Source organism: Streptomyces sp. MGP-P1 (genome assembly GCF_057766565.1).
In genome coordinates, this window is the sequence record NZ_JBYMEM010000005.1 from 1,367,022 (window position 1) to 1,386,622 (window position 19,601).

At 71.8% G+C, this 19,601-nt stretch carries 19 protein-coding genes and 3 pseudogenes; 11 read left to right on the forward strand and 11 right to left on the reverse strand.

Going from position 1 to position 19,601, the window contains the following annotated elements; genetic code table 11:
- Positions 1–213: 213 nt before the first annotated feature.
- The 3 genes and pseudogenes from AC3CH1_RS15630 to AC3CH1_RS15640 form a co-directional block, all read right to left on the reverse strand.
- Positions 214–1,334 (reverse strand): annotated as a pseudogene (locus tag AC3CH1_RS15630) (hypothetical protein).
- Positions 1,335–1,762: 428 nt separating this feature from the next.
- Positions 1,763–1,969 (reverse strand): hypothetical protein, encoded by a 207-nt coding sequence (locus AC3CH1_RS15635; RefSeq protein WP_488463439.1) that lies wholly within the window; start codon positions 1,967–1,969, stop codon positions 1,763–1,765.
- Between the two features lie 337 nt (positions 1,970–2,306).
- Positions 2,307–2,759: an ATP-binding protein gene (locus AC3CH1_RS15640; protein WP_488463440.1), complete on the reverse strand. Its 453-nt coding sequence runs from the start codon at positions 2,757–2,759 to the stop codon at positions 2,307–2,309.
- 247 nt (positions 2,760–3,006) lie between these two features.
- Between AC3CH1_RS15640 and AC3CH1_RS15645 the strand changes: the two genes are divergently transcribed.
- From AC3CH1_RS15645 to AC3CH1_RS15655, 3 genes are all read left to right on the forward strand, one after another.
- Positions 3,007–3,858 carry a helix-turn-helix domain-containing protein gene (locus tag AC3CH1_RS15645; RefSeq protein ID WP_488463441.1) on the forward strand — a complete coding sequence of 284 codons (852 nt, stop codon included), beginning with the start codon at positions 3,007–3,009 and terminating at the stop codon, positions 3,856–3,858.
- 10 nt (positions 3,859–3,868) lie between these two features.
- Positions 3,869–4,066, forward strand: a complete 198-nt coding sequence (locus AC3CH1_RS15650; RefSeq protein ID WP_397746932.1) for a DUF397 domain-containing protein — start codon at positions 3,869–3,871, stop codon at positions 4,064–4,066.
- Positions 4,067–4,353: 287 nt separating this feature from the next.
- A complete protein-coding gene (locus AC3CH1_RS15655; RefSeq protein WP_488463442.1) occupies positions 4,354–4,764 on the forward strand; it encodes a hypothetical protein in 411 nt (136 codons plus the stop codon).
- Between the two features lie 82 nt (positions 4,765–4,846).
- On the opposite strand, the gene AC3CH1_RS15660 is transcribed toward AC3CH1_RS15655, so the two are convergent.
- Positions 4,847–5,326: a spore-associated protein A gene (locus tag AC3CH1_RS15660; RefSeq protein WP_488463443.1), complete on the reverse strand. Its 480-nt coding sequence runs from the start codon at positions 5,324–5,326 to the stop codon at positions 4,847–4,849.
- A 210-nt stretch (positions 5,327–5,536) separates the two neighbouring features.
- On the opposite strand from AC3CH1_RS15660, the pseudogene AC3CH1_RS15665 reads away from it, so the two are divergent.
- Positions 5,537–5,995: pseudogene (locus tag AC3CH1_RS15665) on the forward strand (maleylpyruvate isomerase family mycothiol-dependent enzyme); the annotation flags it as partial.
- A 107-nt stretch (positions 5,996–6,102) separates the two neighbouring features.
- On the opposite strand, the gene AC3CH1_RS15670 reads toward AC3CH1_RS15665, so the two are convergent.
- Together AC3CH1_RS15670 and AC3CH1_RS15675 are read right to left on the reverse strand one after the other, a co-directional pair.
- The gene (locus tag AC3CH1_RS15670; protein WP_488463444.1) at positions 6,103–6,807 is read right to left on the reverse strand and encodes a fascin domain-containing protein; all 705 of its coding nucleotides are present in this window, start codon (positions 6,805–6,807) and stop codon (positions 6,103–6,105) included.
- A 211-nt stretch (positions 6,808–7,018) separates the two neighbouring features.
- On the reverse strand, positions 7,019–7,429 hold the full coding sequence (locus AC3CH1_RS15675) for a MerR family transcriptional regulator (RefSeq protein WP_488463445.1): 411 nt from the start codon (positions 7,427–7,429) through the stop codon (positions 7,019–7,021).
- Positions 7,430–7,563: 134 nt separating this feature from the next.
- Here AC3CH1_RS15675 and AC3CH1_RS15680 point away from each other — a divergent pair, with 134 nt between their 5' ends.
- Both AC3CH1_RS15680 and AC3CH1_RS15685 read left to right on the forward strand, forming a co-directional pair.
- Complete coding sequence (locus AC3CH1_RS15680; RefSeq protein ID WP_488463446.1) at positions 7,564–8,640, forward strand: alkene reductase; 1,077 nt, start codon at positions 7,564–7,566, stop codon at positions 8,638–8,640.
- A 202-nt stretch (positions 8,641–8,842) separates the two neighbouring features.
- Positions 8,843–9,790 (forward strand): phosphatidylinositol-specific phospholipase C, encoded by a 948-nt coding sequence (locus tag AC3CH1_RS15685; RefSeq protein WP_488463447.1) that lies wholly within the window; start codon positions 8,843–8,845, stop codon positions 9,788–9,790.
- Positions 9,791–9,812: 22 nt separating this feature from the next.
- On the opposite strand, the gene AC3CH1_RS15690 is transcribed toward AC3CH1_RS15685, so the two are convergent.
- The 5 genes and pseudogenes from AC3CH1_RS15690 to AC3CH1_RS15710 all read right to left on the reverse strand — a co-directional run bounded on the left by AC3CH1_RS15690 (position 9,813) and on the right by AC3CH1_RS15710 (position 15,152).
- A complete protein-coding gene (locus AC3CH1_RS15690; RefSeq protein WP_488463518.1) occupies positions 9,813–11,186 on the reverse strand; it encodes a sensor histidine kinase in 1,374 nt (457 codons plus the stop codon).
- 92 nt (positions 11,187–11,278) lie between these two features.
- Positions 11,279–12,013: a response regulator transcription factor gene (locus AC3CH1_RS15695; RefSeq protein ID WP_488463448.1), complete on the reverse strand. Its 735-nt coding sequence runs from the start codon at positions 12,011–12,013 to the stop codon at positions 11,279–11,281.
- A 77-nt stretch (positions 12,014–12,090) separates the two neighbouring features.
- Complete coding sequence (locus AC3CH1_RS15700; RefSeq protein WP_488463449.1) at positions 12,091–13,140, reverse strand: S1C family serine protease; 1,050 nt, start codon at positions 13,138–13,140, stop codon at positions 12,091–12,093.
- 139 nt (positions 13,141–13,279) lie between these two features.
- Positions 13,280–14,320, reverse strand: coding sequence for a LacI family DNA-binding transcriptional regulator (locus tag AC3CH1_RS15705; RefSeq protein WP_215110868.1), 1,041 nt, complete (start codon positions 14,318–14,320; stop codon positions 13,280–13,282).
- Positions 14,321–14,344: 24 nt separating this feature from the next.
- A pseudogene (locus AC3CH1_RS15710) lies at positions 14,345–15,152 on the reverse strand (response regulator transcription factor).
- A gap of 307 nt (positions 15,153–15,459) precedes the next feature.
- On the opposite strand from AC3CH1_RS15710, the gene AC3CH1_RS15715 reads away from it, so the two are divergent.
- The 5 genes from AC3CH1_RS15715 (at position 15,460) to AC3CH1_RS15735 (ending at position 19,404) form a co-directional block, all read left to right on the forward strand.
- Positions 15,460–16,386: an alpha/beta hydrolase gene (locus AC3CH1_RS15715; protein ID WP_488463450.1), complete on the forward strand. Its 927-nt coding sequence runs from the start codon at positions 15,460–15,462 to the stop codon at positions 16,384–16,386.
- A gap of 59 nt (positions 16,387–16,445) precedes the next feature.
- Positions 16,446–16,700 (forward strand): MoaD/ThiS family protein, encoded by a 255-nt coding sequence (locus tag AC3CH1_RS15720; protein ID WP_265600806.1) that lies wholly within the window; start codon positions 16,446–16,448, stop codon positions 16,698–16,700.
- Between the two features lie 10 nt (positions 16,701–16,710).
- Positions 16,711–18,240: a hypothetical protein gene (locus AC3CH1_RS15725; RefSeq protein WP_488463451.1), complete on the forward strand. Its 1,530-nt coding sequence runs from the start codon at positions 16,711–16,713 to the stop codon at positions 18,238–18,240.
- A 176-nt stretch (positions 18,241–18,416) separates the two neighbouring features.
- Complete coding sequence (locus AC3CH1_RS15730) at positions 18,417–19,106, forward strand: LmeA family phospholipid-binding protein (protein WP_488463452.1); 690 nt, start codon at positions 18,417–18,419, stop codon at positions 19,104–19,106.
- A gap of 217 nt (positions 19,107–19,323) precedes the next feature.
- Positions 19,324–19,404 carry a putative leader peptide gene (locus tag AC3CH1_RS15735; protein ID WP_350240574.1) on the forward strand — a complete coding sequence of 27 codons (81 nt, stop codon included), beginning with the start codon at positions 19,324–19,326 and terminating at the stop codon, positions 19,402–19,404.
- Positions 19,405–19,601 lie beyond the last annotated feature (197 nt).

Sequence of the window (19,601 nt, forward strand, 5' to 3'; positions counted from 1 at the left end):
GCTGCCACGGCGGAAGGATCACGCGGGCGACCTGTGCCGATCGTATGGGGATCCTGTGAGGGGAGCCGGGGCATTATTCCGGGCCCCGGGGCGGGAGGGCGTCACCTGGAGAGGACAGACGCCACCAAAGCGCGCAGTTGCCCTCGGATTCCGTTTTTTCGCTGTGACGAAAGCCATGCGGCAGTGCCGTCCGTGCCGGTGCGCTCCGCCCGGTCAGGCGGCGGCAGTTCGTGTGTCGTCGCTCCGGTGCGTGCGGTGTTCGCGGCAGTCGCGGCAGTGGCCGGGGGTGGGGGAGCGGAAGGCGCGGTCGCAGTCGTCGCAGGTCTGGAAGGGGGTGACGGTGACGCGGGGGCGGGTGGGGGCGGCCAGGTCGCGGACGCCGGGGAGCGGTGGGGGAAGGAGGGCGGTGAGACGGTGTTTGAGGAGCAGGGCGGGACGCCTGAGGGGGTGGGGCAGGTCGGTGGTCAGGGTGCGGCGGATGGCGTCCGGGTGGGCGGCCCGTTCGAGCCAGGCCGCGACACCGGGGGCCAGTTGACGGATGTCGGCTTCGGAGAGGGTCAACTCCGGTGTGTGACGGCGTAGGTCGCTGAGGAGCGCGGTGGCGGCGCGGTCGAGTTCCGGGGTCAGTTCTTCCGGCTGGGGGAGAGGCGGGGGTGGCGGCTTGGGCGCGGTCGGGTTCGGGACCAGCGGTACGAAGAGTGGGGGCGGGGGCGGGGCCGTTGCGAGCGAGGGCGACGGCGGTACGGGCGGGGGCTCGGGCATGTCTTGCGAGGGCGACGGCGAGGGCGAGGGCGCCGGAGCTGGGGCCGGGGCCGGGGCGGCCGTGGACGGTTCGGCCGGTGGCGGTGGCGGTGGCGGTGGCGGTGGCGGTGGCGGTGCGGGTGCGGGAGCCGGTGCGGGCGCCGCTTCCTGGGGCGTGGCTGTTGCGGAGGGTTGTCGCGGGATCGCCGCCGGGCGGGGCGTAACAGCGCTGTGGGCTGGTTGCAGAAGACCGTGCGGGTGATGGTCCGGCCGCTGGGCAAGCGGTCCCGGACGCGTTGCAGGTAGCCGAAGGCTTCCAGTTCGCGCAGGGCGGCCGCGATGCGTTTCTCACCCTCCCGGCAGCGGGCGGCGAGCGCCTTGATGCCGATCTCCACCCCCTGGGGCAGCGACTGGATGCGTACGGCGATGCCGACTGCGGTGCAGCTGAGATCGGGGTGCTGGGCGAGGTGGTTGCCGACGACGGTGAAGCGGTCGGTGTGCGGGATCGCGATGTGGATCACGCCTCGGGCCGGGAGGGGCCCGGGAATCTCTGCCAGGGCGCGCGTGAGCGCAGTATTCTGCTGGGTATCCATCGGGAAGGTGTCGCTTCCTTGGTGGTCAGGCCCTCGGTTGGGATTGCAGTCCCGGTCGGGGGCCGACGTAGGTCGGGTGGGGTGTTGCTGGCGTGAGCATATGCCGGACAACCCGCCCGAAAGCGAGCTGAGTTGGCAAACCTCACCCGTGTGGGTGACGAGCCCCTGGGATGCGTCAGGTGGTCGCCGGGGTGGGTCGGGTGGGGTTCTTTCCCTTGTTGCTTTAGGTAGTTGATGTCGCGCTTCACCGGGTCGCGGCCGAGAACGATCCGGTCGGCGGTCGCCCGGCACGCACCGGGTCGCGGCGGCGCACGACCCGGTCGGAGCAGCCCTTCTGCGAGCGTGCTGCCTCGCGCAACGTCCCGACCGCGTGAGTGCGGGCGGGCGGGCACCCCCGGACAGCGTCACTCCTGGGACCCGACCTGCCTTCACGGTGGCGGCAGCTCCGTGTTGAGTCTGTCGGCAGGCACTCGCTCGATGCGTGTCCAGCCCCTCCAGCCCCGCTCCTCCAGGATCGCCAGCAGCCGCGCGGCGTGCGGTGAGGACTCGGCCGTCGTGGAGTCCAGCAGGTCGACGAACTGGTCGTCGATGCCGTCGTCGGCACCCACCTCGCCGGCCTCCACAGCACGGATCATCAAGCGCTCCATGATGTCGGCGACCTCGACGATCCGCGGATCTGTTCCAAGCGACTGCTCGGAAGCTCTTCCCCGAGGGTGGGGGGTTGACCCAGCGTCAAGGTCAAGCCCGTACCGAACACGGCATCCTGCCGCTCAGCCTCTGGCGGCACCTGGACCGAGCAGCCCCGGCCGGCCCCCCTCGGATGTTCCCCGCCATCTCCGTAGCACCGCCGGTTGGACGGGGCGGAGCCCATCGGCGGCGCTTCCCTCGCGGTGGGTCCCGGTGCGAGGGTGATCCCGGCGGCGAGCGCGCCGAGAGCGAGGGCCGACACCGCGAAGCCCCAGGGAACGAGGCTCACGGGGTCGGCTCCGGTCGCCCGAGCGTGAACCAGACGGCCTTGCGCCCGGGGTGCCGGCGATCGTCACCGTGCGTCCCCCAGGCCAGCGCCAGGCTCTCCACCAGGACGAGCCCCCGCCCGCCCTCCGCCTCCGGGCCTGCCCCCGGCGCGCCGAGCGCGCCGGTGAGCGGGCTGCCCTCATCCGTGACGGTGACGGTGACCCGCTTCCGGTTGACGGCCGCGTGGACCCGGATCAGTGGCGTACCGGTGTGGCGGTGGGCGTTGGTGACCAGCTCAGTCACGCAGATCCGGGCGTCGTCGACCAGCCCGAGGTGCCGGCTGACCTCCAGCAGCGAGGTGACGAAGTCCCGCGCGAGGCGCGGTGCGCTCGCGGTGTTCGGCAGGGTGAGCCGGTAGACCTCACCACCGATCGGGTTGGGCTGTACGGGAGTTGGTGTTGCGGCGGTCATGTCGGTCTCCCCATGCGATCCGGTTCGGTGAACGGGTGCGCTGCGCCCGGCCCGTGGCGATGGCCGCATCGCGGCACGTGTCAACGCGCGGCGGAGCGGCTGCACTTCGGAGTACGAGGTGTAGCGCGGTGCTGCGATGAACCGTAGCGCATTGTCTAACGTGTTAGACGTCTTCCTATAAAAGGCTCGACCAGTTGGATACCTGGAGAGTGGGGGTCCACACTGGGACCCGACAAGAGGAGGACCGATGCCATCGAGGAAGGCACCCACGGCGCGTCAGCGTCGACTGGGTACCGAGCTGCGTCGGGTTCGTGAGCACACTGGGCTGTCGCTCACCGGAGCGGCGGCGATGCTCGGTACGGACCGCACCACCATCAGCAACATCGAATCCGGAAGGTTCGGTGTGAGCGCCGAACGTGTCCGCGCCTGGGCCGGCCACTATGGATGTCCCGACCATGCCTATGTCGAGGCGCTCGCCGAAATGGCCACGGAGCGCATAAACGGCTGGTGGGAGGACTATCGGGGGCACCTCGCCAGTGATGCCCTCGATCTGGCCGAGCTGGAGTATCACGCGGTCGGCATCAGATCGGTACAGATCATGTATATGCCCGGCCTGCTCCAGACCGAGGATTACGCACGCGCAGTTTTCGCGGAGAGTGTGCCGCCGCCCACCCCCGCCCGCCAGAGGCGCCAGCTGTCGCATCGGCTGAGACGTCGCGACGTGCTCGACCGGGTCGAACTGACCTCTTGTACGTTCTTGATCCACGAGGCGGCTCTCCGGATGACCTATGGCGGTACGTCGGTTGCCCGCAGTCAACTTGAGCACCTGCTGCGTCAGTCGGACCGGGAGAACGTCGTCATCCGCGCGATCCCCTTCGCGGCGGGCGGTTTCCCGTACGCCAGCAGTTCGGCACACTACGTCTACGGTGTCGTTCCGCAGCTCGACACCGTCCAGACGGATACCTCGACCGGGTCGGGTTTTCTGGATTCGGAGACGAGTCTGGAGAACTGGCGAGTCGCGCTGGACCGAACTGAGGAGAGATCTCTCGACCCGGAGAGCTCGCGAGACTTCATTCGCCGAATCGCAAAACAAGTATGAAGGCGTGAGAATGGTGGAAATCCAGTGGCGCAAGTCATCGAAGTCCTCAAATGCGGAGGGCTCCGACTGTCTGGAACTCGCTGAGCACGGCGGTGAGATCTTGCTTCGCGAGAGCGACAATCCCGACGTGATCGTCCGTACCACGCGCGCCAAGCTCCGGGCGTTCCTGGGCGGGGCGAAGGAAGGCGAGTTCGACGACTTGGCCTGAGCTTCCATGCTCTGGCAGCGGGCGGCCTCCACCGGCGCAGGTGGGGGCCGCCCGTGCTTTCTGTCGCGCCGCACAGATTTGCACCTCACCCGTTAGACGTCAAACACTTGAAACGGGTCGGCTTCACACGCTAGCTTCCTGCTGTGCCGCCCCACTCAGTGGCGGCCAACTCCCCTGCCGTCTGCGCCCGTTGGGGGAGCGTCGAACCGGGGTCGCCCCTCGCCGCAGCTCGTCACGCCGGCCGTGGCCTGGGGGCGCCTCCGGTGTCACGTCAGGAGGCCCTTGCCATGTGCGACCCCGACCCCGACCCGACGCGGCCCGAAGGCTCAGCCCTGCGCGCCTACTGGTGCGAGCGCTCCACGTATCCCCTGTTACGCGGCAGCGCCCCCGACACCTTCGTCCGGTACTCCGTGCCCACCGCGACGGAGGCGATCCGGCTGTTCCAGGCGGAGGCGCGGGCTCTCGTGGCGAATCTGGCTCCCGACGCGCGTCGCGAGGCCCGGGAGCGGATCGACGAGGGTGGTCGCGTGCGCGCGATCGCCGCCCTGCATCGGGGGCGGACCTGCGGGTTCTCGCTCGGGCACGGGGACCGGTGGACGGAGTGGACCGTACGCCCGTACCTCGCGTTCTCCGTGGCGGCCCGGCACCTGCTGCCCGTCCTGCCCTCGGGGTGCTGCCTGTGCGGGGCGTCACGCTAGGGCCGACCGGATGCCGAACAGGATCGGCCCGGTGGGTGGTGTGCGCACACCACCCACCGGGCCGATCCCGTTCGGCGTGGGATCAGCCCCGTTTCGCGGCCAGGGAGCCGCAGTTGGTGCCGTTCTTGCCGGCGACCTCACCGGAGATCTCGCCGCGCCACGTCACGCACAGGCCGCGTGCGTCGAGATAGACCGGTCCCGCGTACGTCGTGTAGTACCCCGTGTCCGAGACGGTCGTGGTGGGCGAGGCGAACCCGAGCGAGGCCGTCATGTGCACGGCCTTCCCGGGCGTGGTGCGGACGGTCACTACACAGTTCTTGCCGGTGGCGGAGCTGTAGGTGAGGAAAACGGTGCCCTTGGTGCCGATCTGAGCCGAGTTCACCACGGAGTAGCCCCCGCCGCAGGCGCCGTTGTACTTCGCGGCCGCGGCGGCCTTGGGTGCGGCGGTGGCCCGCTGGGCCGTCGGCTCCGCCGCGGCGGCGGCCGGGGCGAGGGCGATCGCGGCGCAGGCGGTGGCGGTGACGGCGGCGCCGATGGCTGACGCGCGTCGGATGTTGGTCATGTCGTTCCCCGGTTTCTCGAACGGTCATGGCGGGACGCCTGGTCCGGCGCCTGGATCCCCACTCCTCGAAGTGGCGTGGGTCACGTCCTGTTGGATAGACCGTGACGCGGTGGAGTTGTGCTGTCCGCGTGCTGTTACGAAGTCATGACACAGTTGGACAAGATCACCTTTCTTGATCCATTTCCGGTGGTCCGGGATGCGATGAGTTCCGGTGGCGCCTCCGGTCTCCTACGGCAGATGTGGTCACCGGTTCGAGTGGAGGCAGCCGTGGAGCGCGAGCGCGGGGCCTCGTCGCAGGAGACGCTGGAGCGGCTGCGGCGGGTGGTGTCGCGGACGACGACTCCTCCCGCCCCGCTCGACACCCGGCTGGTCGAGGAGGTCGTCCACGGCGAGGACATCCGCCGTGCGGTGGGCCTGGTCCGCTCCTACCCCCAGGAGGCCGTGGTCCGCGCGCTGCGCCTTCAGGCGCGTACGCCGGCGGCCTTCGGCGGGGCGAAGGAGATGGTGGCGTCCGTACGGCTGACGGCGACCGACGCCGACCTGTCGATCGGGGAGGGGCCGGAGGTGACGGGTCCCGCGCTGTCCCTGCTCCTGGCGGTGTCCGGCCGGCGGCAGGCGGTCGGGGAGCTGAGCGGGCCGGGGGTCACCGCGCTCACGACTACCGCCTGAGGGCGATGAGGGAGGGTCCGTCCCCTCACGGTGTGGTGCAGGCGCGCGCGCCGCGACCCGGCCTCCGCCCGGGTGCTGAGGGAGGCCGGGGTCGCGGGCGGGGGGTGTCAGCCGACGATGTCGTACAGGTCGAACTGCTCCCAGGAGCCGGTGACATCGGCGGAGCGGGCGCGCAGCGTGTACTGGAGTGAACCCGTGTAGCTGTTCTCCATCGCGACGAAGAGGTTGTTCAGGGTGGATTGGAGCGCGTAGAGGTTCAGGTCCTCGTTGTAATAGAGCACGAACCGCTCCCAGCCGCCCGCGGTCGTCGAACGGGCCCGCAGCACGTTCTGCGCCTGGCCGGTGAAGTTCTTTTCGACCGCCACGTAGCGGTTGTTCGCGAGGGACTTGAGGGCGATGGTCTGACTGGCCTCGTCCCACTCGAGCGCGAAGCTCTCCCAGGCGCCGAAGACATGGGTGGAACGGGCGCGAACAGCACCGGTGTTGGGCTCGGCGTAATTGATTTCGGTGACCGCGAACTTACCGTTGCGCATCGACTTGATGGCCATGGGGCCGGACTCGTCGGCCGGGGCGGCGGCGCTTCTGCCGGAGGCGGACAGGGGCGTCCGTCTGTCGGTCGACTCGGCGATGTGTGCCAGGTCGTCGCCGTTCACCTTCTCCCAGCCTGCGGGGGCGCCACCTGCGGAGACCTTGCTCGCGGTGGTGTCGGCCGGGCGGGCGTCGTGCGGGGCGGCCCCGGCCGCCGGGGCCGCCAGGACGGAGGCGGTCAGCAGGGCGCTCAGGGAAAGGAGAGCGGAGGTCGTGCGTCGCACAGGTCTTCCTCGCTTTTCATTGCCGCGCATTCCGGAATCCGGTATGCGCGGAGGGTGGAGAGAAAGAGGTCCGGGCGTCGCTCGATCGCGCGCCGGAGACCCCGAAGTGACCTCAGAATAAGGCCAGTTCAGGATCTCCGGTAAAGGTTTTCAGAGCGACTCGGAAACTCCGGGTGCGGTCGCGCTGAATATATTCTTCCGCTGTTTTCCGTTAAGAAAGAAGACCTGCTCCGTCTCTGTCACGGACACTTCGCGCCCCCGGCCGCAGCGTGCTGCGGTGGGCCCGGTTGACGGCCATCAGGGCGTCCAGGGCGTCCCGGGTGGAGCGGAGGTCGTCGATGTGCGCGGAGAGCCGCTCCCGCTCCTGCTCCATCCGCTCCATCGCCGCGTCGGAGGTCTCCTCGCTGGGCGCGTCGACGCAGGGCAGCAGCTCCATGATGGTGCGGCTGGACAGGCCGGCGGCGTAGAGCCGCTGGATGAAGTGGACCCGCTCGACCTCGGCGTGCGTGTAGTGCCGCTGGCCGCTGGGGCTGCGGCTGCTCGCCAGGAGCCGCTGCTCCTCGTAGTAGCGCAGGGACCGGACGCTGGCCCCCGTGACGGCCGAAAGTTCTCCGATGCGCATGGTGTGGCCCCTCCGCTGCCCGTCGAGAGGGTCGCCGTACGGGCTTGCCCCTCACATTGATGTCAGGTTTTAGCGTAGCGCCGTACCCGGTTCACGGGTGCTTCGGAGCTGATGGAAACCAGGAGATCCGCGCCATGAACCAGAGCCTTTTCGACAGCTACCGCCTCGGTGACCTGCGGCTGCCCAACCGGGTGGTGATGGCGCCGATGAGCCGCGTCCGGGCGGCCGCCGGAGGGCTGGCGACACCGTCGATGGCCACGTACTACGCGCAGCGGGCGTCCGCCGGGCTCATCGTGAGCGAGGGGGTGCAGCCGAGCCTGGTCGGGCAGTCCAACCCCGGTACGCCGGGACTCCACACCGACGAGCAGGTCGCCTCGTGGCGTCCGGTGACCGCCGCGGTGCACGCCAACGGCGGCCGGATCTTCGCCCAGATCATGCACGGCGGCCGGGTCTCGCACCCGGACACCACCGGACTGCGGCCGGTCGGGCCCTCCGCCGTCGCGGCGACCGGCGAGGTGTTCACCCCGACGGGCCCGCAGCCCGTGCCGGTGCCGCGAGCGCTGGGGACGGCCGAGGTGCCCGAGCACGCCGAGTCCTACGCGTCGGCTGCCCGCAGGGCCGTCGACGCAGGGTTCGACGGCGTGGAACTCCACGGCGCCAACGGCTACTTGATCTCCCAGTTCCTCTCCTCGAACGCCAACCTCCGCACCGACCGCTACGGCGGGTCCCTCGCCAACCGGGTGCGGTTCGCCGTCGACGCGACGGCGGCGACCGTCGACGCCGTGGGCGCGGCCCGGACCGGCATCCGGCTCTCGCCGGGCGGGACGTTCTGGGGCGTCGAGGAGCGGGACGTCCCCGAGCTCTACGCCGTACTGCTGGCGGAGTTGGCGCGTCTGGAGCCCGCCTACGTGCACCTGGAGGCGACGGTCGACGACGAGGTGCTGGTCGCCCTGCGGCGTGCGTGGCCCGGCACGCTGATCATGAACCCGGTGCTGCCGATGGGGGCCGAGCGCGCCGGGCGTTCGGACGGGGACCGCTGGCTCGGTCTTGGCGCCGATCTCATCAGCTTCGGCCGCGCCTTCATCGCCAACCCGGACCTGGTCGAGCGGATGCGCGCCGGGCTGCCGATCGCCCCGGAGGACGAGGCGACGTACTTCCAGGGGGGCGACACGGGGTACGTCACCTACCCCTCGTACCAGCACGCGGGCTGAACCGGCGAGCGCGGCCGGGGCCCGCCTCCGGAAGAGGCCGGGCCCGCCTCCGGAAGCGGGCGCGCGTCATCTCCGGAGGACGCCGGGCCCACGGCCGGAGGGCCCGCCCTCTTCCAGAGGTGACGTGCGCCCGTCAGAATCCAAGGGCTCGGGGAGCCAGCGGCCCCCTGCCCCCCACCACGGCCCTTGGAGGCACCCGCCCATGTCCAGCCCCAGCCCCGCGCGCACGTCCGGGCCTCTGCCCGGTCCCCCGTCCCGGCCCTCCCGCAGGGGCTTCCTGGCCGGCGCCCTCGCCGTCTCCGCCACCGCGATCGTCGGCGTGGCCCCCGCCGTCGCCGCCACGCGGGAGGCCGGCCGGGCGGTCCGGGGGGCGCATGACTGGATGGCCGCCCTGCCCGACGGCACCGCGCTCCGGCAGCTCACGATCCCGGGCACGCACGACTCGGGGGCCCGGTTCGGCGGTCCCTGGTCGGAGTGCCAGAACACGACGATCGCCCAGCAGTTGACCAGCGGCATCCGCTTCCTCGACGTACGGTGCCGGCTCATCGACGGCTCGTTCGCGATCCACCACGGGGCCTCGTTCCAGAACCTGATGTTCGGGGACGTCCTCGTCGCCTGCCGGGACTTCCTCGCCACGCGGCCGTCCGAGACCGTGCTGATGCGGGTCAAGCAGGAGCACTCGTCCGCGAACGACGCCGCGTTCCGGGCGGTCTTCGACGACTACCTGGACGTACGCGGCTGGCGGTCGCTGTTCCGCCTGGACGCCACCCTCCCCGACCTCGGCGGGGCCCGGGGCAAGGTGGTGCTCCTCGCGGACAACGGAGGGCTGCCCGGGGTGCGGTACGGGGACCAGGCCCTCTTCGACATCCAGGACGACTACATGGCGGAGCCGTTCGCCAAGTACCCCAAGATCGAGTCCCAGTTCCGCAGGGCGGCCCAGCAGCCGGGCAAGCTCTTCATGAACTACGTGTCCACCGCCGCCCTGATGCCGCCCCGCTGGAACGCCGACCGGCTCAACCCGCAGGTGCACTCCTTCCTGGAGCGCGCGGAGACCGCCGGATGGACGGGGCTCGGCATCGTCCCGCTGGACTACCCGAACCAGCGGTCCGGCCTGGTCGAGTCGCTGATCCGGCACAACCCGACGAGGTGAGCGGCACCCGCCGTCCCCGGCCTCACATTCCCGGCGGCGGCGTCGGCGCCCCCGGCAGCGTGAGCGCCGCCACCGTGCCGGGGCCGGCGTCCGGGGCCGGGCGCAGGGCGATCGAGCCGCCCGCCTGGTGCACCGTACGGGCCACGATGGACAGGCCCAGGCCCGAGCCGGGGAGCTGACGGGCGGTCGGGGAGCGCCAGAAGCGTTCGAAGACGTGCGGGAGATCCTCGGCGGGGATGCCGGGGCCCCGGTCCCGGACGGTCAGCTCGCCCCGGTGCAGCCGCACGTCGACCGTGCCGCCCGGCGGGCTGAACTTCACCGCGTTGTCCAGGACGTTGACGATCGCCCGTTCCAGGGTGGCCGGCTCCGCGCGTACGTACCAGGGGGCCAGGTCCTCCGTGATCGTCAGCTCCGGGCCGCGCAGGCGGGCGCGGCGCAGGGCGGTGCGGGTGGTCTCGTGCAGGGCCACCACCTGGAGCGGGCCGGGCTCCGCCGCGTCGGGGCGGGCCAGTTCCTGGAGGTCGCCGATCAGCGCGGCCAACTCCGTCATCTGGGCCTTCACCGAGGCCATCAGCGCCTTGCGGTCCTCCGGCGGGATCATCCGGCCCGTCTCGTCGCTGCGGGCCAGCAGCTCCACGTTCGTCCGGAGCGAGGTCAGCGGGGTGCGCAGCTCGTGGCCCGCGTCCGCGATCAGCTGGGCCTGGCGGTCGCGGGAGGAGGCGAGCTGCGCCGTCATCGAGTTGAACGAGCTGGAGAGCCGGGCGATCTCGTCCTCGCCGTCCACCGGGATGCGTACGGTCAGGTCCTCGGTACGGGCCACGTGCTCGACGGCCTCGGTCAGCTCGTCGACCGGCCGGAGCCCGGCGCGCGCGATCCACAGCCCGGCCGCACCCGCGCCGAGGGCGCCGATGCCGCCGACGAGGGCCAGCACCCAGGCGAGCGCGGACAGCGGTGCGTCGATCTCGCTGAGGGGTCGGGCCACCGAGACCGCGAGCTGGTCGTTGGCCTGGCCGGAGCCGACCACCGGCGGCAGCTTGCGGGTGTAGACCCGCATGTCCTGTCCGGCGTCGTTCTCCGTCGTGTGCAGGGCGTCGGTCTCCCGCCCCGCCGCCACGGTGATGTCGCTGGGCTGGGCGGGGACGGGCGTGGTGTTCGGGGCCGTGCAGTAGTCGCCGTTCGCCGCGACGATCTGCACGGTGTACTGGCCGGGGAACTCCTGCGCGGGCAACTGCCCGCCGCTCAGGCACGAGCTCAGCAGATCGCGCATCGGCGCGTTGTCCATCTTCGCGTTGCGCAGCGAGTCGTCGAGCTGGCCCTCCAACTGCTCCCGGGTCACGAACCAGCAGGCCGCCGCCACCGCGGCGACCGCCACCGCGACCGCCGTCGCGACCAGCATCGCGAGCCGGGAGCGCAGCGGCAGCGCCCGGAACCGGCGCACCGGGCTCACACCGGCCCGCTCCCGCCCGCGCGCGGTGGGCGCCGGACCGCTCACGCCTCTCCGCTCCCGCCGGCGCGCAGCGCGTAGCCCACCCCGCGCACGGTGTGGACGAGACGCGGCTCGCCGCCCGCCTCCGTCTTGCGGCGCAGATACATCACGTACACGTCCAGGGAGTTGGAGCTGGGCTCGAAGTCGAAGCCCCAGACGGCCTTGAGGATCTGTTCCCGGGTCAGCACCTGGCGCGGGTGGGACAGGAACATCTCCAGCAGCGTGAACTCGGTACGGGTCAGCTCGACCCGCCGCTCGCCGCGGGTGACCTCGCGGGTCGCCAGGTCCATCCGCAGGTCGGCGAAGGAGAGGACGTCGTCGTCGGGTGCGTCCGCACCCGCCGCCGAGGCGTAGGAGCTGCGGCGCAGCAGGGCCCGGATGCGGGCGAACAGCTCGTCAAGCTCGAACGGTTTGACCAGGTAGTCGTCCGCGCCCGCGTCGAGCCCGGTGACCCGGTCGCCGACGGTGTCGCGGGCGGTGAGCATGAGGATGGGCGTGGTGGAGCCGGTGGCCCGGATGCGGCGGGCGGCGGTGAGGCCGTCCATCCGGGGCATCTGGATGTCCAGGACGACGAGGTCGGGGGCGTAGGCCTCGGCCATCGCCAGGGCGTCGTACCCGTCGACCGCGACCCGTGTCCCGTATCCCTCGAAGGCGAGGCTGCGCTGGAGCGCCTCGCGCACGGCCGGCTCGTCGTCGACGATCAGGATGCGCTGGGGATCGTCCTCGGCGGGGCTCATCGCTGTCTCGTCCTCTTCTCGTGTCGACCCGTCTGCGGGGGGTGCTCAGCCTCGCACGGCCAAGGCGGTGTGCGGGATCAGGAGCTGCCGCCCGCGCGCAGGGTGTCCAGGTCGGCCTTGAGGGTGTCCACCGGGATCGCGAAGCCGAGCCCGACGCTGCCCGCCGCGGAACCGCTGCCCGCCGCCGAGGAACTCGGCGCGTACATCGCGGAGTTGATGCCGATGATCTCACCGTCCATGTTGATCAGCGCACCGCCGGAGTTGCCGGGGTTGAGCGACGCGTCGGTCTGTAGCGCCTTGTACGTGGTCGTCTCCTCGCCCGTGTCGCCGTTGAACTGCTGTCCCCCGAACTCGAACGGCCACTGCTGACCGCCGCCCTGCCGCCCCTGGCCCTGGCCCTGCCCCTGTCCCTGTCCCGAGCTGCCGGAGTCGTCCTTGGCGACGGTGACGTCCCGGTCGAGCGCGGAGACGATGCCGCTGGTGACGGTGCCGGTCAGGCCCTCGGGCGAGCCGATCGCCACGACCTGGTCGCCGACCTTGACCTGCGAGGAGTCGCCGAGCGTCGCCGTCTTCAGGCCGCTCGCGCCCCGGAGCTTGATGAGCGCGAGGTCCTTGTCGGGGTCGGTGCCCACGACGTCGGCCGTGTAGGTCTTTCCGGTGGAGAGCGTGACCTGGATCTCCTGCGCGCCCGAGATGACGTGGTTGTTGGTGACGATCTCGCCGTCCTCGGTGATCACCACGCCCGAACCGGTGGAGTCGCCCGCCGACGAGGCCGCGCCGATCTCCACGATCGCGGGCGAGACCGCCTCCGCGACGCCCGCGACGGTGCCCTTGCTGGACTGCGAGACGGTGGTGCCGTTGACCGCGCCGCCCGAGCCGGTGGCTGCGGAGCCCCCGTCGTTCAGCTGGCCGACTAGGGTCGCGGTGCCGCCGCCGATCACGCCCGCCGCGAGCGCCACCGCCGCGAGCAGAGCCACCGGTCGCTTGGCCCGGCGCCGGGTGGTGGGGGCGTACGGGGGCGGCGGCGGATAGCCGCCCGGGGCGCCGTCGTCCACCGTGCCGTAGCCGTACGGGGTCGGGTCCTGGTCCGTGGTGTACGCGCCGCTGGGGCGAAGGTTCTCCGTCATGTCCACCAGGCTGGTCAGCGAAGATGAGAAGGGCCTGAATACGTCCTGAGAAGCCCGGAAGAACCGCGTATGCCCGCTGTAAGGGCCGAAGATCCGAAGAAGGACCGAAGAAGGACCGAAGATCCGAGGGCGCGGGCGGTCAGGCGGACGCGGGGGGCTCCCCGCAGCCGCACGAGCGCCGGACCACCAGCGCGGAGGGGAACTGCTTCAGCCGCTCCCGCCGCGACCCCGAGACCCGGAGCGAGTCGTCGAGCACCAGGTCCACCGCCGCCCGCGCCATCGCCGGGCGGTCGGAGTGGACCGTGGTCAGCGGCGGATCGGTGAGGCCGGCTTCCTTGACGTCGTCGAAGCCCGCCACCGCCAGCTCACCCGGCACGTCGATGCGCAGCTCACGGGCGGCCCGCAGCACGCCGAAGGCCTGGTCGTCCGTGGCGCAGAAGATCGCCGGGGGCCGGTCCGGGCCCGCCAGCAGCCCGAGGGCCACCTGATAGGCGTCGTAGCGGTTGTACGGGGCCTGGAAGAGCCGGCCCTCCGTGGAGCGGCCCGACTCGTGCATCGCCCGTCGCCAGCCCTCGACGTGGTCGGCGACCGGGTCGCCGACCGCCGGGGTCTCCTCCGTGCCGCCGAGGCAGGCCACGTAGGCGTTGCCGTGCTCCAGCAGATGCCGGGTGGCGAGCTGCGCGCCGCCCACGTCGTCGGTGACGACGGCGACGTCGTCGATCGCCTCGGGGCGCTCGTGCAGCAGGACGACCCGGGCGTCCCAGGCCTCGATCTCGGCGGCGGCGCGCTCGCTGGGGCCCTGGCTGACCAGGATCAGCCCGGAGACGCGCATACCGAGGAAGGCCCGCAGATAGTGGACCTCGCGCTCGTCGCGGTAGTCGGAGTTGCCGACGAGCACCATCTTCCCGCGCTCGGCGGCGGCCTGTTCGACCGCGTGCGCCATCTCCGCGAAGAACGGCTGCCGGGCGTCCGGCACGATCATTCCTATGAGGTCCGTGCGGCGCGAGGCCATGGCCTGGGCGACCCGGTCGGGCCGGTAGCCCAACTGCTTGATCGCGGCGAGCACCCGCTCGCGCGTGGCCGGGGCGACCGGCCGGGGTCCGTTGTTGATGACGTAGCTGACGACCGCGGTCGACGTCCCCGCCAGTCTCGCCACATCGTCCCGCGTCACCTTGGCCACGCGCCGCAGTCTACGCGGATGGACCTAGGGGGTGGCAGCCTCTACCGGGGCTTCTTCCGGCACGGTGGCCGAAGAGGACTGCTCCGATCGGGCGACGGGGTCGGCCGCCCTCTGCCGGGCGGCGGCCCGGTCCTTCGCCTCCTCCGCCGCGCGCTCGACCTTCTCCGGCGTGACGAAGCGGTAGCCGACGTTGCGCACGGTGCCGATCAGCGACTCGTGCTCGGGGCCGAGCTTGGCGCGCAGTCGCCGTACGTGGACGTCGACCGTCCGCGTACCGCCGAAGTAGTCGTAGCCCCAGACCTCCTGGAGGAGCTGGGCGCGGGTGAAGACCCGGCCCGGGTGCTGGGCGAGGTATTTCAGCAGTTCGAATTCCTTGAACGTCAGGTCCAGGACCCGGCCCTTGAGTTTCGCGCTGTACGTCGCCTCGTCGACGGAGAGGTCACCGTTGCGGATCTCCATCGGGGAGTCGTCGGAAGTGATCTGCCGGCGGCCCATGGCGAGGCGCAGCCGGGCCTCGACCTCGGCCGGTCCCGCCGTGTCCAGCAGGACGTCGTCGACGCCCCAGTCGGCGGTGACGGCCGCGAGACCGCCCTCGGTGACGACGAGTATCAGCGGACAGCCGGGTCCCGTGGACCGCAGCAGCTGACAGAGCGAGCGGACCTGCGGAAGGTCGCGTCGCCCGTCGACGAGGATCACGTCGGCGCCCGGGGTGTCCACGAGGGCCGGGCCCTCGGCGGGCGCCGACCCGCACGCTGTGGAGCAGGAGCCCGAGGGCGGGGAGCACCTCCGTCGACGGCTGGAGTGCGTTCGTCAGAAGCAGCAGTGAACTCATCGCCGGCCACCTGCCTGGTTCGGTCGATCATGTTGCACGGTTCGCTCGCCCATTACGTCGGTCCTCCTCGTTCCCTGCGAGAGGGGCACTCCCGGGTCGGGCCCGGGGGAGTATGCGGCACTGCTTCGTACGTCATGCGGTCATACGGTCATGCGGTCATACGGTCCGCGTCATGCGGGTTTCACGGTGCGGTCCCGCGCCCTGGGGCCGCTGAGCTTGTGGAAACGTCGTCGTAACAACGCGGGTAAAGCACAAAAGGACCCGGGGGCTGCTTTGCCCGGATCCTCTTCGCAGCAGAATAGCCCACATGAGTTCCGTGTCCGAGGGCCGATTCCTGAGTTCCTCTGTTCCCTTGCTCACGCGACCCCCACGATTCGCCACGTTGCCGACGGATGACGGCGTATCGGTCGAGGCGGTGTACGAACCGTGTACGGCGGGTGCCGGGACGCCGGGGGGCGAAGCGTTCGCGGGGCCGGCGGCGACCCCCGCGATCGTCGTCGCGCACGGGTTCACCGGCTCGGCCGACCGCCCCGCCGTGCGGCGCGCCGCACGGGTCTTCGCCCGCCGTGCGGCCGTGGTCACGTTCTCGTTCCGGGGCCACGGGCGCTCCGGCGGGCGCTCCACGGTGGGCGACCGCGAGGTGCTGGACCTGGCCGCCGCGGTGGCCTGGGCGCGGGAACTTGGGCACTCCCGGGTGGTGACGGTCGGGTTCTCGATGGGCGGCTCGGTGGTGCTCCGGCACGGCGCCCTGTACCGGGCGGGGCCCACGGAATCCTCGACGGGGCGTACCGCCATTCGTGTGCCGGCGCGCGCGGGGCGCACGGGGAGTGCGGAGGCGCATGCGGACGCGGTGGTCTCCGTCAGCGCTCCCGCTCGCTGGTACTACCGGGGGACGGCCCCGATGCGCCGGCTGCACTGGGTGGTCACCCGCCCCTCGGGCCGCCTCGTCGGGCGCTACGGATTCCGTACCCGCATCGCGACCGCGGACTGGGATCCCGTCCCGCTCTCCCCGGTCGCCGCGGTCCCGCTCATCGCCCCGGCCCCCCTGCTGCTCGTGCACGGCGACCGGGACCCCTACTTCCCGCTGGACCATCCGAGGATGCTGGCCGAGGCGGCCGGGCCCGGTGGCGCGGAGCTGTGGCTGGAGCGGGGGATGGGCCACGCCGAGAACGCGGCGGACGACGCCCTGCTCGCCCGTATCGCCGACTGGGCGACGGCCGCGCCGCGCGCGTGACCCATCATGGAGAGCTGACGCACGAGGCGTCCGACGAACCGACCCGAAGGAGTGGCGCCATGGCAGCGGGGACGATCCGCTACTGGGCCGCGGCCAAGGCCGCGGCGGGCACCGCGGAGGAACCGTACGCGGCGGAGACCCTCGCCGAGGCGCTCGACGCGGTGCGCGAAAGGCATCCCGGCGAGCTGAGCCAGGTGCTGCGGCGGTGCTCGTTCCTCATCGACGGGAACCCCGTCGGGACCCGTGGGCATGAGACCGTACGCCTTGCCGAGGGCGGCACGGTCGAGGTGCTCCCGCCGTTCGCAGGAGGGTGAACCGCAGGCCATGAGCAGCAGCGATCAGCAGTACCCGTATCCGTACGACCCCGAGCGGCAGCAGCAGCCGGCGTCGCCGCACTGGCCCGATGGGACGGCCGGGCAGTCCGCCGCGCCCCAGGACCCGACCTCCTTCGACCAGGGCGGGACGCAGACGTGGCAGGCGCCAACCTGGGACACGCAGTACCAGCCGACGATCCGCCCGGGCGGGGAACAGCAACGGGCGGGGGATCCGGGGCAGGGGTACGGGCAGCCGCAGCAACCGGGTCCGTACGGGACGCCGCAGCCTGATCCGTACGCGACGCCGGGGCCCGATCCGTACGGACGGCAGCAGCCGGGCTCGTACGGGACGCCGGGGCCCGATCCGTACGGACAGCAGCAGCAGCCCGGCCCGTACGCGACGCCGGAGCCGCACCTTTCGTACGAGCAGCAGTACCAGGATCCGCAGCAGCAGCACCAGCAGCACCAGCAGCACCAGCAGCACCAGCAGCACCAGCAGCACCAGCAGCACCAGCAGCAATTTCCGGAACCGCAGCAGCAGGGGCAGGCGCAGGGACAGCCGCAGCAGCCGTACCGGCCCTCGGCGGCTTCGGCGGCCGACACCGCCTATCTTCCGCCGCAGGGGGCCTCGGGGTCCTTCCCCCTGCCACCCGAGGTCCCGGCCGCGCCCGTTGCCCCCGCGGCACCCGGGCCCGGGCCCGGGCCCGGGCCCGCGCCCATGACCGCGCGGCCGGAGGCCGGCGACACGGGCTACAGCGCGCCCACGACCCTGGGCAACGCCCGGATCACCGACGCCCAGCGGGCCCGCGCGGAAGGGCGTTCGCCGATCATCGCGCCGGGGATGCAGCCCGCCGCGCTCACTGCCGTGCTCGGCCTGCTGCTCGCGGGGGGCGCGGCGATCGGGCCGTACGCGCTGCTCGTCCCGGTGGTGCTCCTCCAGGCGGTGACGGCCGCCGGATGGTTCCGGCTCAACGGCATGTGGCCCGCCCGCCAGGGCATCGCGCTCGCCTTCGCCGGAGGTCTGGTCGCCGACGTCGCGCTGCTCGCCGCGGGCCGGGAGCACGGCCCCGCCGCGCTGCTGGGCACCCTGGGCGTCTGGGTGCTGCTCACCGTGGTCCTCCAGCTCCGGAGCCACGCGGGGGCCGACGAGCGGATGTACGGCCTGATGGCCACGGTCGTCTCGGCGTCGCTCGCGGTGCTCGCGGGCGGATTTCTCGCGGCGGCCCCGGACGCGGTGACGGTCGGCGGGGCGGCGGTCGCGGCGGCCACGCTCGTCCGCGCCCTTCCGCTGCCCAACATCGCCTCCCTCGGGGTGGCCCTGCTCGCGGGCGCGGGTGCGGGCCTCGTCCTCGGCAACACGACCGACTTCGGGGCGAAGGGCGTGCTGCTCGGTCTCGCGGTCGGCGGGTGCGCGCTCATCGGGCTGCGGGTGGCGAGCTACGACTACCCGTCCCGGTTCGTGCACATGACCGCCGGAGTGGCGCTGCCGCTGACCGTGGCGGCCCCGGCCGTCTACCTGGTCGGCCGCGCCGTCCTCTGACCGCCGCACGGCCACTGTCGCCGACCTGCCCCCGTCGCCGAACCGCCCCGTCGCCGACCGGCCCCCGGGAACCGATCGGGGGCCGTCGGTCGTCGATCATCCAAGGCGTCCCCCTCCTGCGGCAGTAGGCTCACGGGCGCCAGGGGGACCGATCGGCTCAGGTGGGGGAACGACACATGCGCGCACTGCGAATACTGCTGGTCCTGGTGGTGGTGCTCGGCGGCCTCTTCCTCGCCGTCGACCGCGCGGCCCTCTACTTCGCCGAGTCCGAGGCCGAGGACCGGGTCACGATCAGCGGGGGCGGGCCCGCCACCACGGAGATCTCGATCAAGGGTTTCCCCTTCCTCACCCAGCTCGCCGCCTCGCGGCTCGACCGGGTCGACGTCGACCTCACCGGCATGGAGACCAGCGCCGCCGGCCGCGCGATACGGGTCAGCGAGGTCCGGGCCCGACTGCACGACGTGAAGCTCGGCTCCGGCTACCGGAGCGCCACGGCCGCCCGCGCCACCGGCACCGCGCTCGTCAGCTACGCGGACCTCACGGCGGCGGCCAGCGACGGCGTCGTCGTGGAGTACGGCGGCAACGGCAAGGCGAAGGTCACCGGCACCGTCGAGCTCCTCGGCCGGCCGATCTCGCGCAGCGTGCTGTCCACCGTGACCCGCGTCGACGGCCACATGATCAAGGTGCGCGCGGACAAGGTGCCGGGCGAGGGCCTTCCCGGCGTCGAGCGACTGGTCCGCGAGAAGACCGACTTCCAGGGCGACATCGACGGGCTGCCGAAGGGCCTGGAGCTCCGGGAGGTCAAGGTGACCGAGAAGGGCCTGGAGATCTCGGTGACCGGCTCGGACGTCTCCCTGACGGGCTGACCGACCGCCCCGGGCTCCCCGGCCGTCCCGGAAAGCACCCCGGATCCGGATAGTGAGACGCCCGTGTCCGGTCCGCAGATGCGGGGCAGGCTCGGGGGAGCCCGGCGCTGGATCCCCGGCCCGTTCACCCCGTGCGCGTCTCACATCACGGATGATCGTGTCTCATCATGCGACACGACGGTGACATCTCCGTCCGTACCTCCCTACGATCGGACCCATGAAGCGACAGGCGGATCTCACGAAGCGGCGGGCAGTAGACCTGTGCCGCGTCGCCGCCATGCTCTGTCGCACCTCCTGAGCGGGGCGTTCGCGCCGTCCCGTCTCTCCCCGGCCCTTCGACCGTAGTCAGGGCCGGCCCCGTGCCCCGTACGCGCCGCTGAAGCGGCGCACGAAAATGCGAAAGCGTTTCACTATAAATGCGAAAACGACTACTTTCTGCCTTTGCGAGAAGGTTATATCGGCGGCTCAAACCCCAACGAGTAGAGGACATAACAC

Bases quoted from the DNA above. Each gene is read 5' to 3' on its own strand.
- AC3CH1_RS15635 (WP_488463439.1), bottom strand. From the start codon at position 1,969: ATGATCCGTGCTGTGGAGGCCGGCGAGGTGGGTGCCGACGACGGCATC.
- AC3CH1_RS15725 (WP_488463451.1), top strand. From the start codon at position 16,711: ATGAGCAGCAGCGATCAGCAGTACCCGTATCCGTACGACCCCGAGCGG.
- AC3CH1_RS15675 (WP_488463445.1), bottom strand. From the start codon at position 7,429: ATGCGCATCGGAGAACTTTCGGCCGTCACGGGGGCCAGCGTCCGGTCC.
- AC3CH1_RS15655 (WP_488463442.1), top strand. From the start codon at position 4,354: ATGTGCGACCCCGACCCCGACCCGACGCGGCCCGAAGGCTCAGCCCTG.
- AC3CH1_RS15645 (WP_488463441.1), top strand. From the start codon at position 3,007: ATGCCATCGAGGAAGGCACCCACGGCGCGTCAGCGTCGACTGGGTACC.
- AC3CH1_RS15650 (WP_397746932.1), top strand. From the start codon at position 3,869: ATGGTGGAAATCCAGTGGCGCAAGTCATCGAAGTCCTCAAATGCGGAG.
- AC3CH1_RS15715 (WP_488463450.1), top strand. From the start codon at position 15,460: ATGAGTTCCGTGTCCGAGGGCCGATTCCTGAGTTCCTCTGTTCCCTTG.
- AC3CH1_RS15700 (WP_488463449.1), bottom strand. From the start codon at position 13,140: ATGACGGAGAACCTTCGCCCCAGCGGCGCGTACACCACGGACCAGGAC.
- AC3CH1_RS15695 (WP_488463448.1), bottom strand. From the start codon at position 12,013: ATGAGCCCCGCCGAGGACGATCCCCAGCGCATCCTGATCGTCGACGAC.
- AC3CH1_RS15690 (WP_488463518.1), bottom strand. From the start codon at position 11,186: ATGCTGGTCGCGACGGCGGTCGCGGTGGCGGTCGCCGCGGTGGCGGCG.
- AC3CH1_RS15685 (WP_488463447.1), top strand. From the start codon at position 8,843: ATGTCCAGCCCCAGCCCCGCGCGCACGTCCGGGCCTCTGCCCGGTCCC.
- AC3CH1_RS15660 (WP_488463443.1), bottom strand. From the start codon at position 5,326: ATGACCAACATCCGACGCGCGTCAGCCATCGGCGCCGCCGTCACCGCC.
- AC3CH1_RS15730 (WP_488463452.1), top strand. From the start codon at position 18,417: ATGCGCGCACTGCGAATACTGCTGGTCCTGGTGGTGGTGCTCGGCGGC.
- AC3CH1_RS15680 (WP_488463446.1), top strand. From the start codon at position 7,564: ATGAACCAGAGCCTTTTCGACAGCTACCGCCTCGGTGACCTGCGGCTG.
- AC3CH1_RS15640 (WP_488463440.1), bottom strand. From the start codon at position 2,759: ATGACCGCCGCAACACCAACTCCCGTACAGCCCAACCCGATCGGTGGT.
- AC3CH1_RS15735 (WP_350240574.1), top strand. From the start codon at position 19,324: ATGAAGCGACAGGCGGATCTCACGAAGCGGCGGGCAGTAGACCTGTGC.
- AC3CH1_RS15720 (WP_265600806.1), top strand. From the start codon at position 16,446: ATGGCAGCGGGGACGATCCGCTACTGGGCCGCGGCCAAGGCCGCGGCG.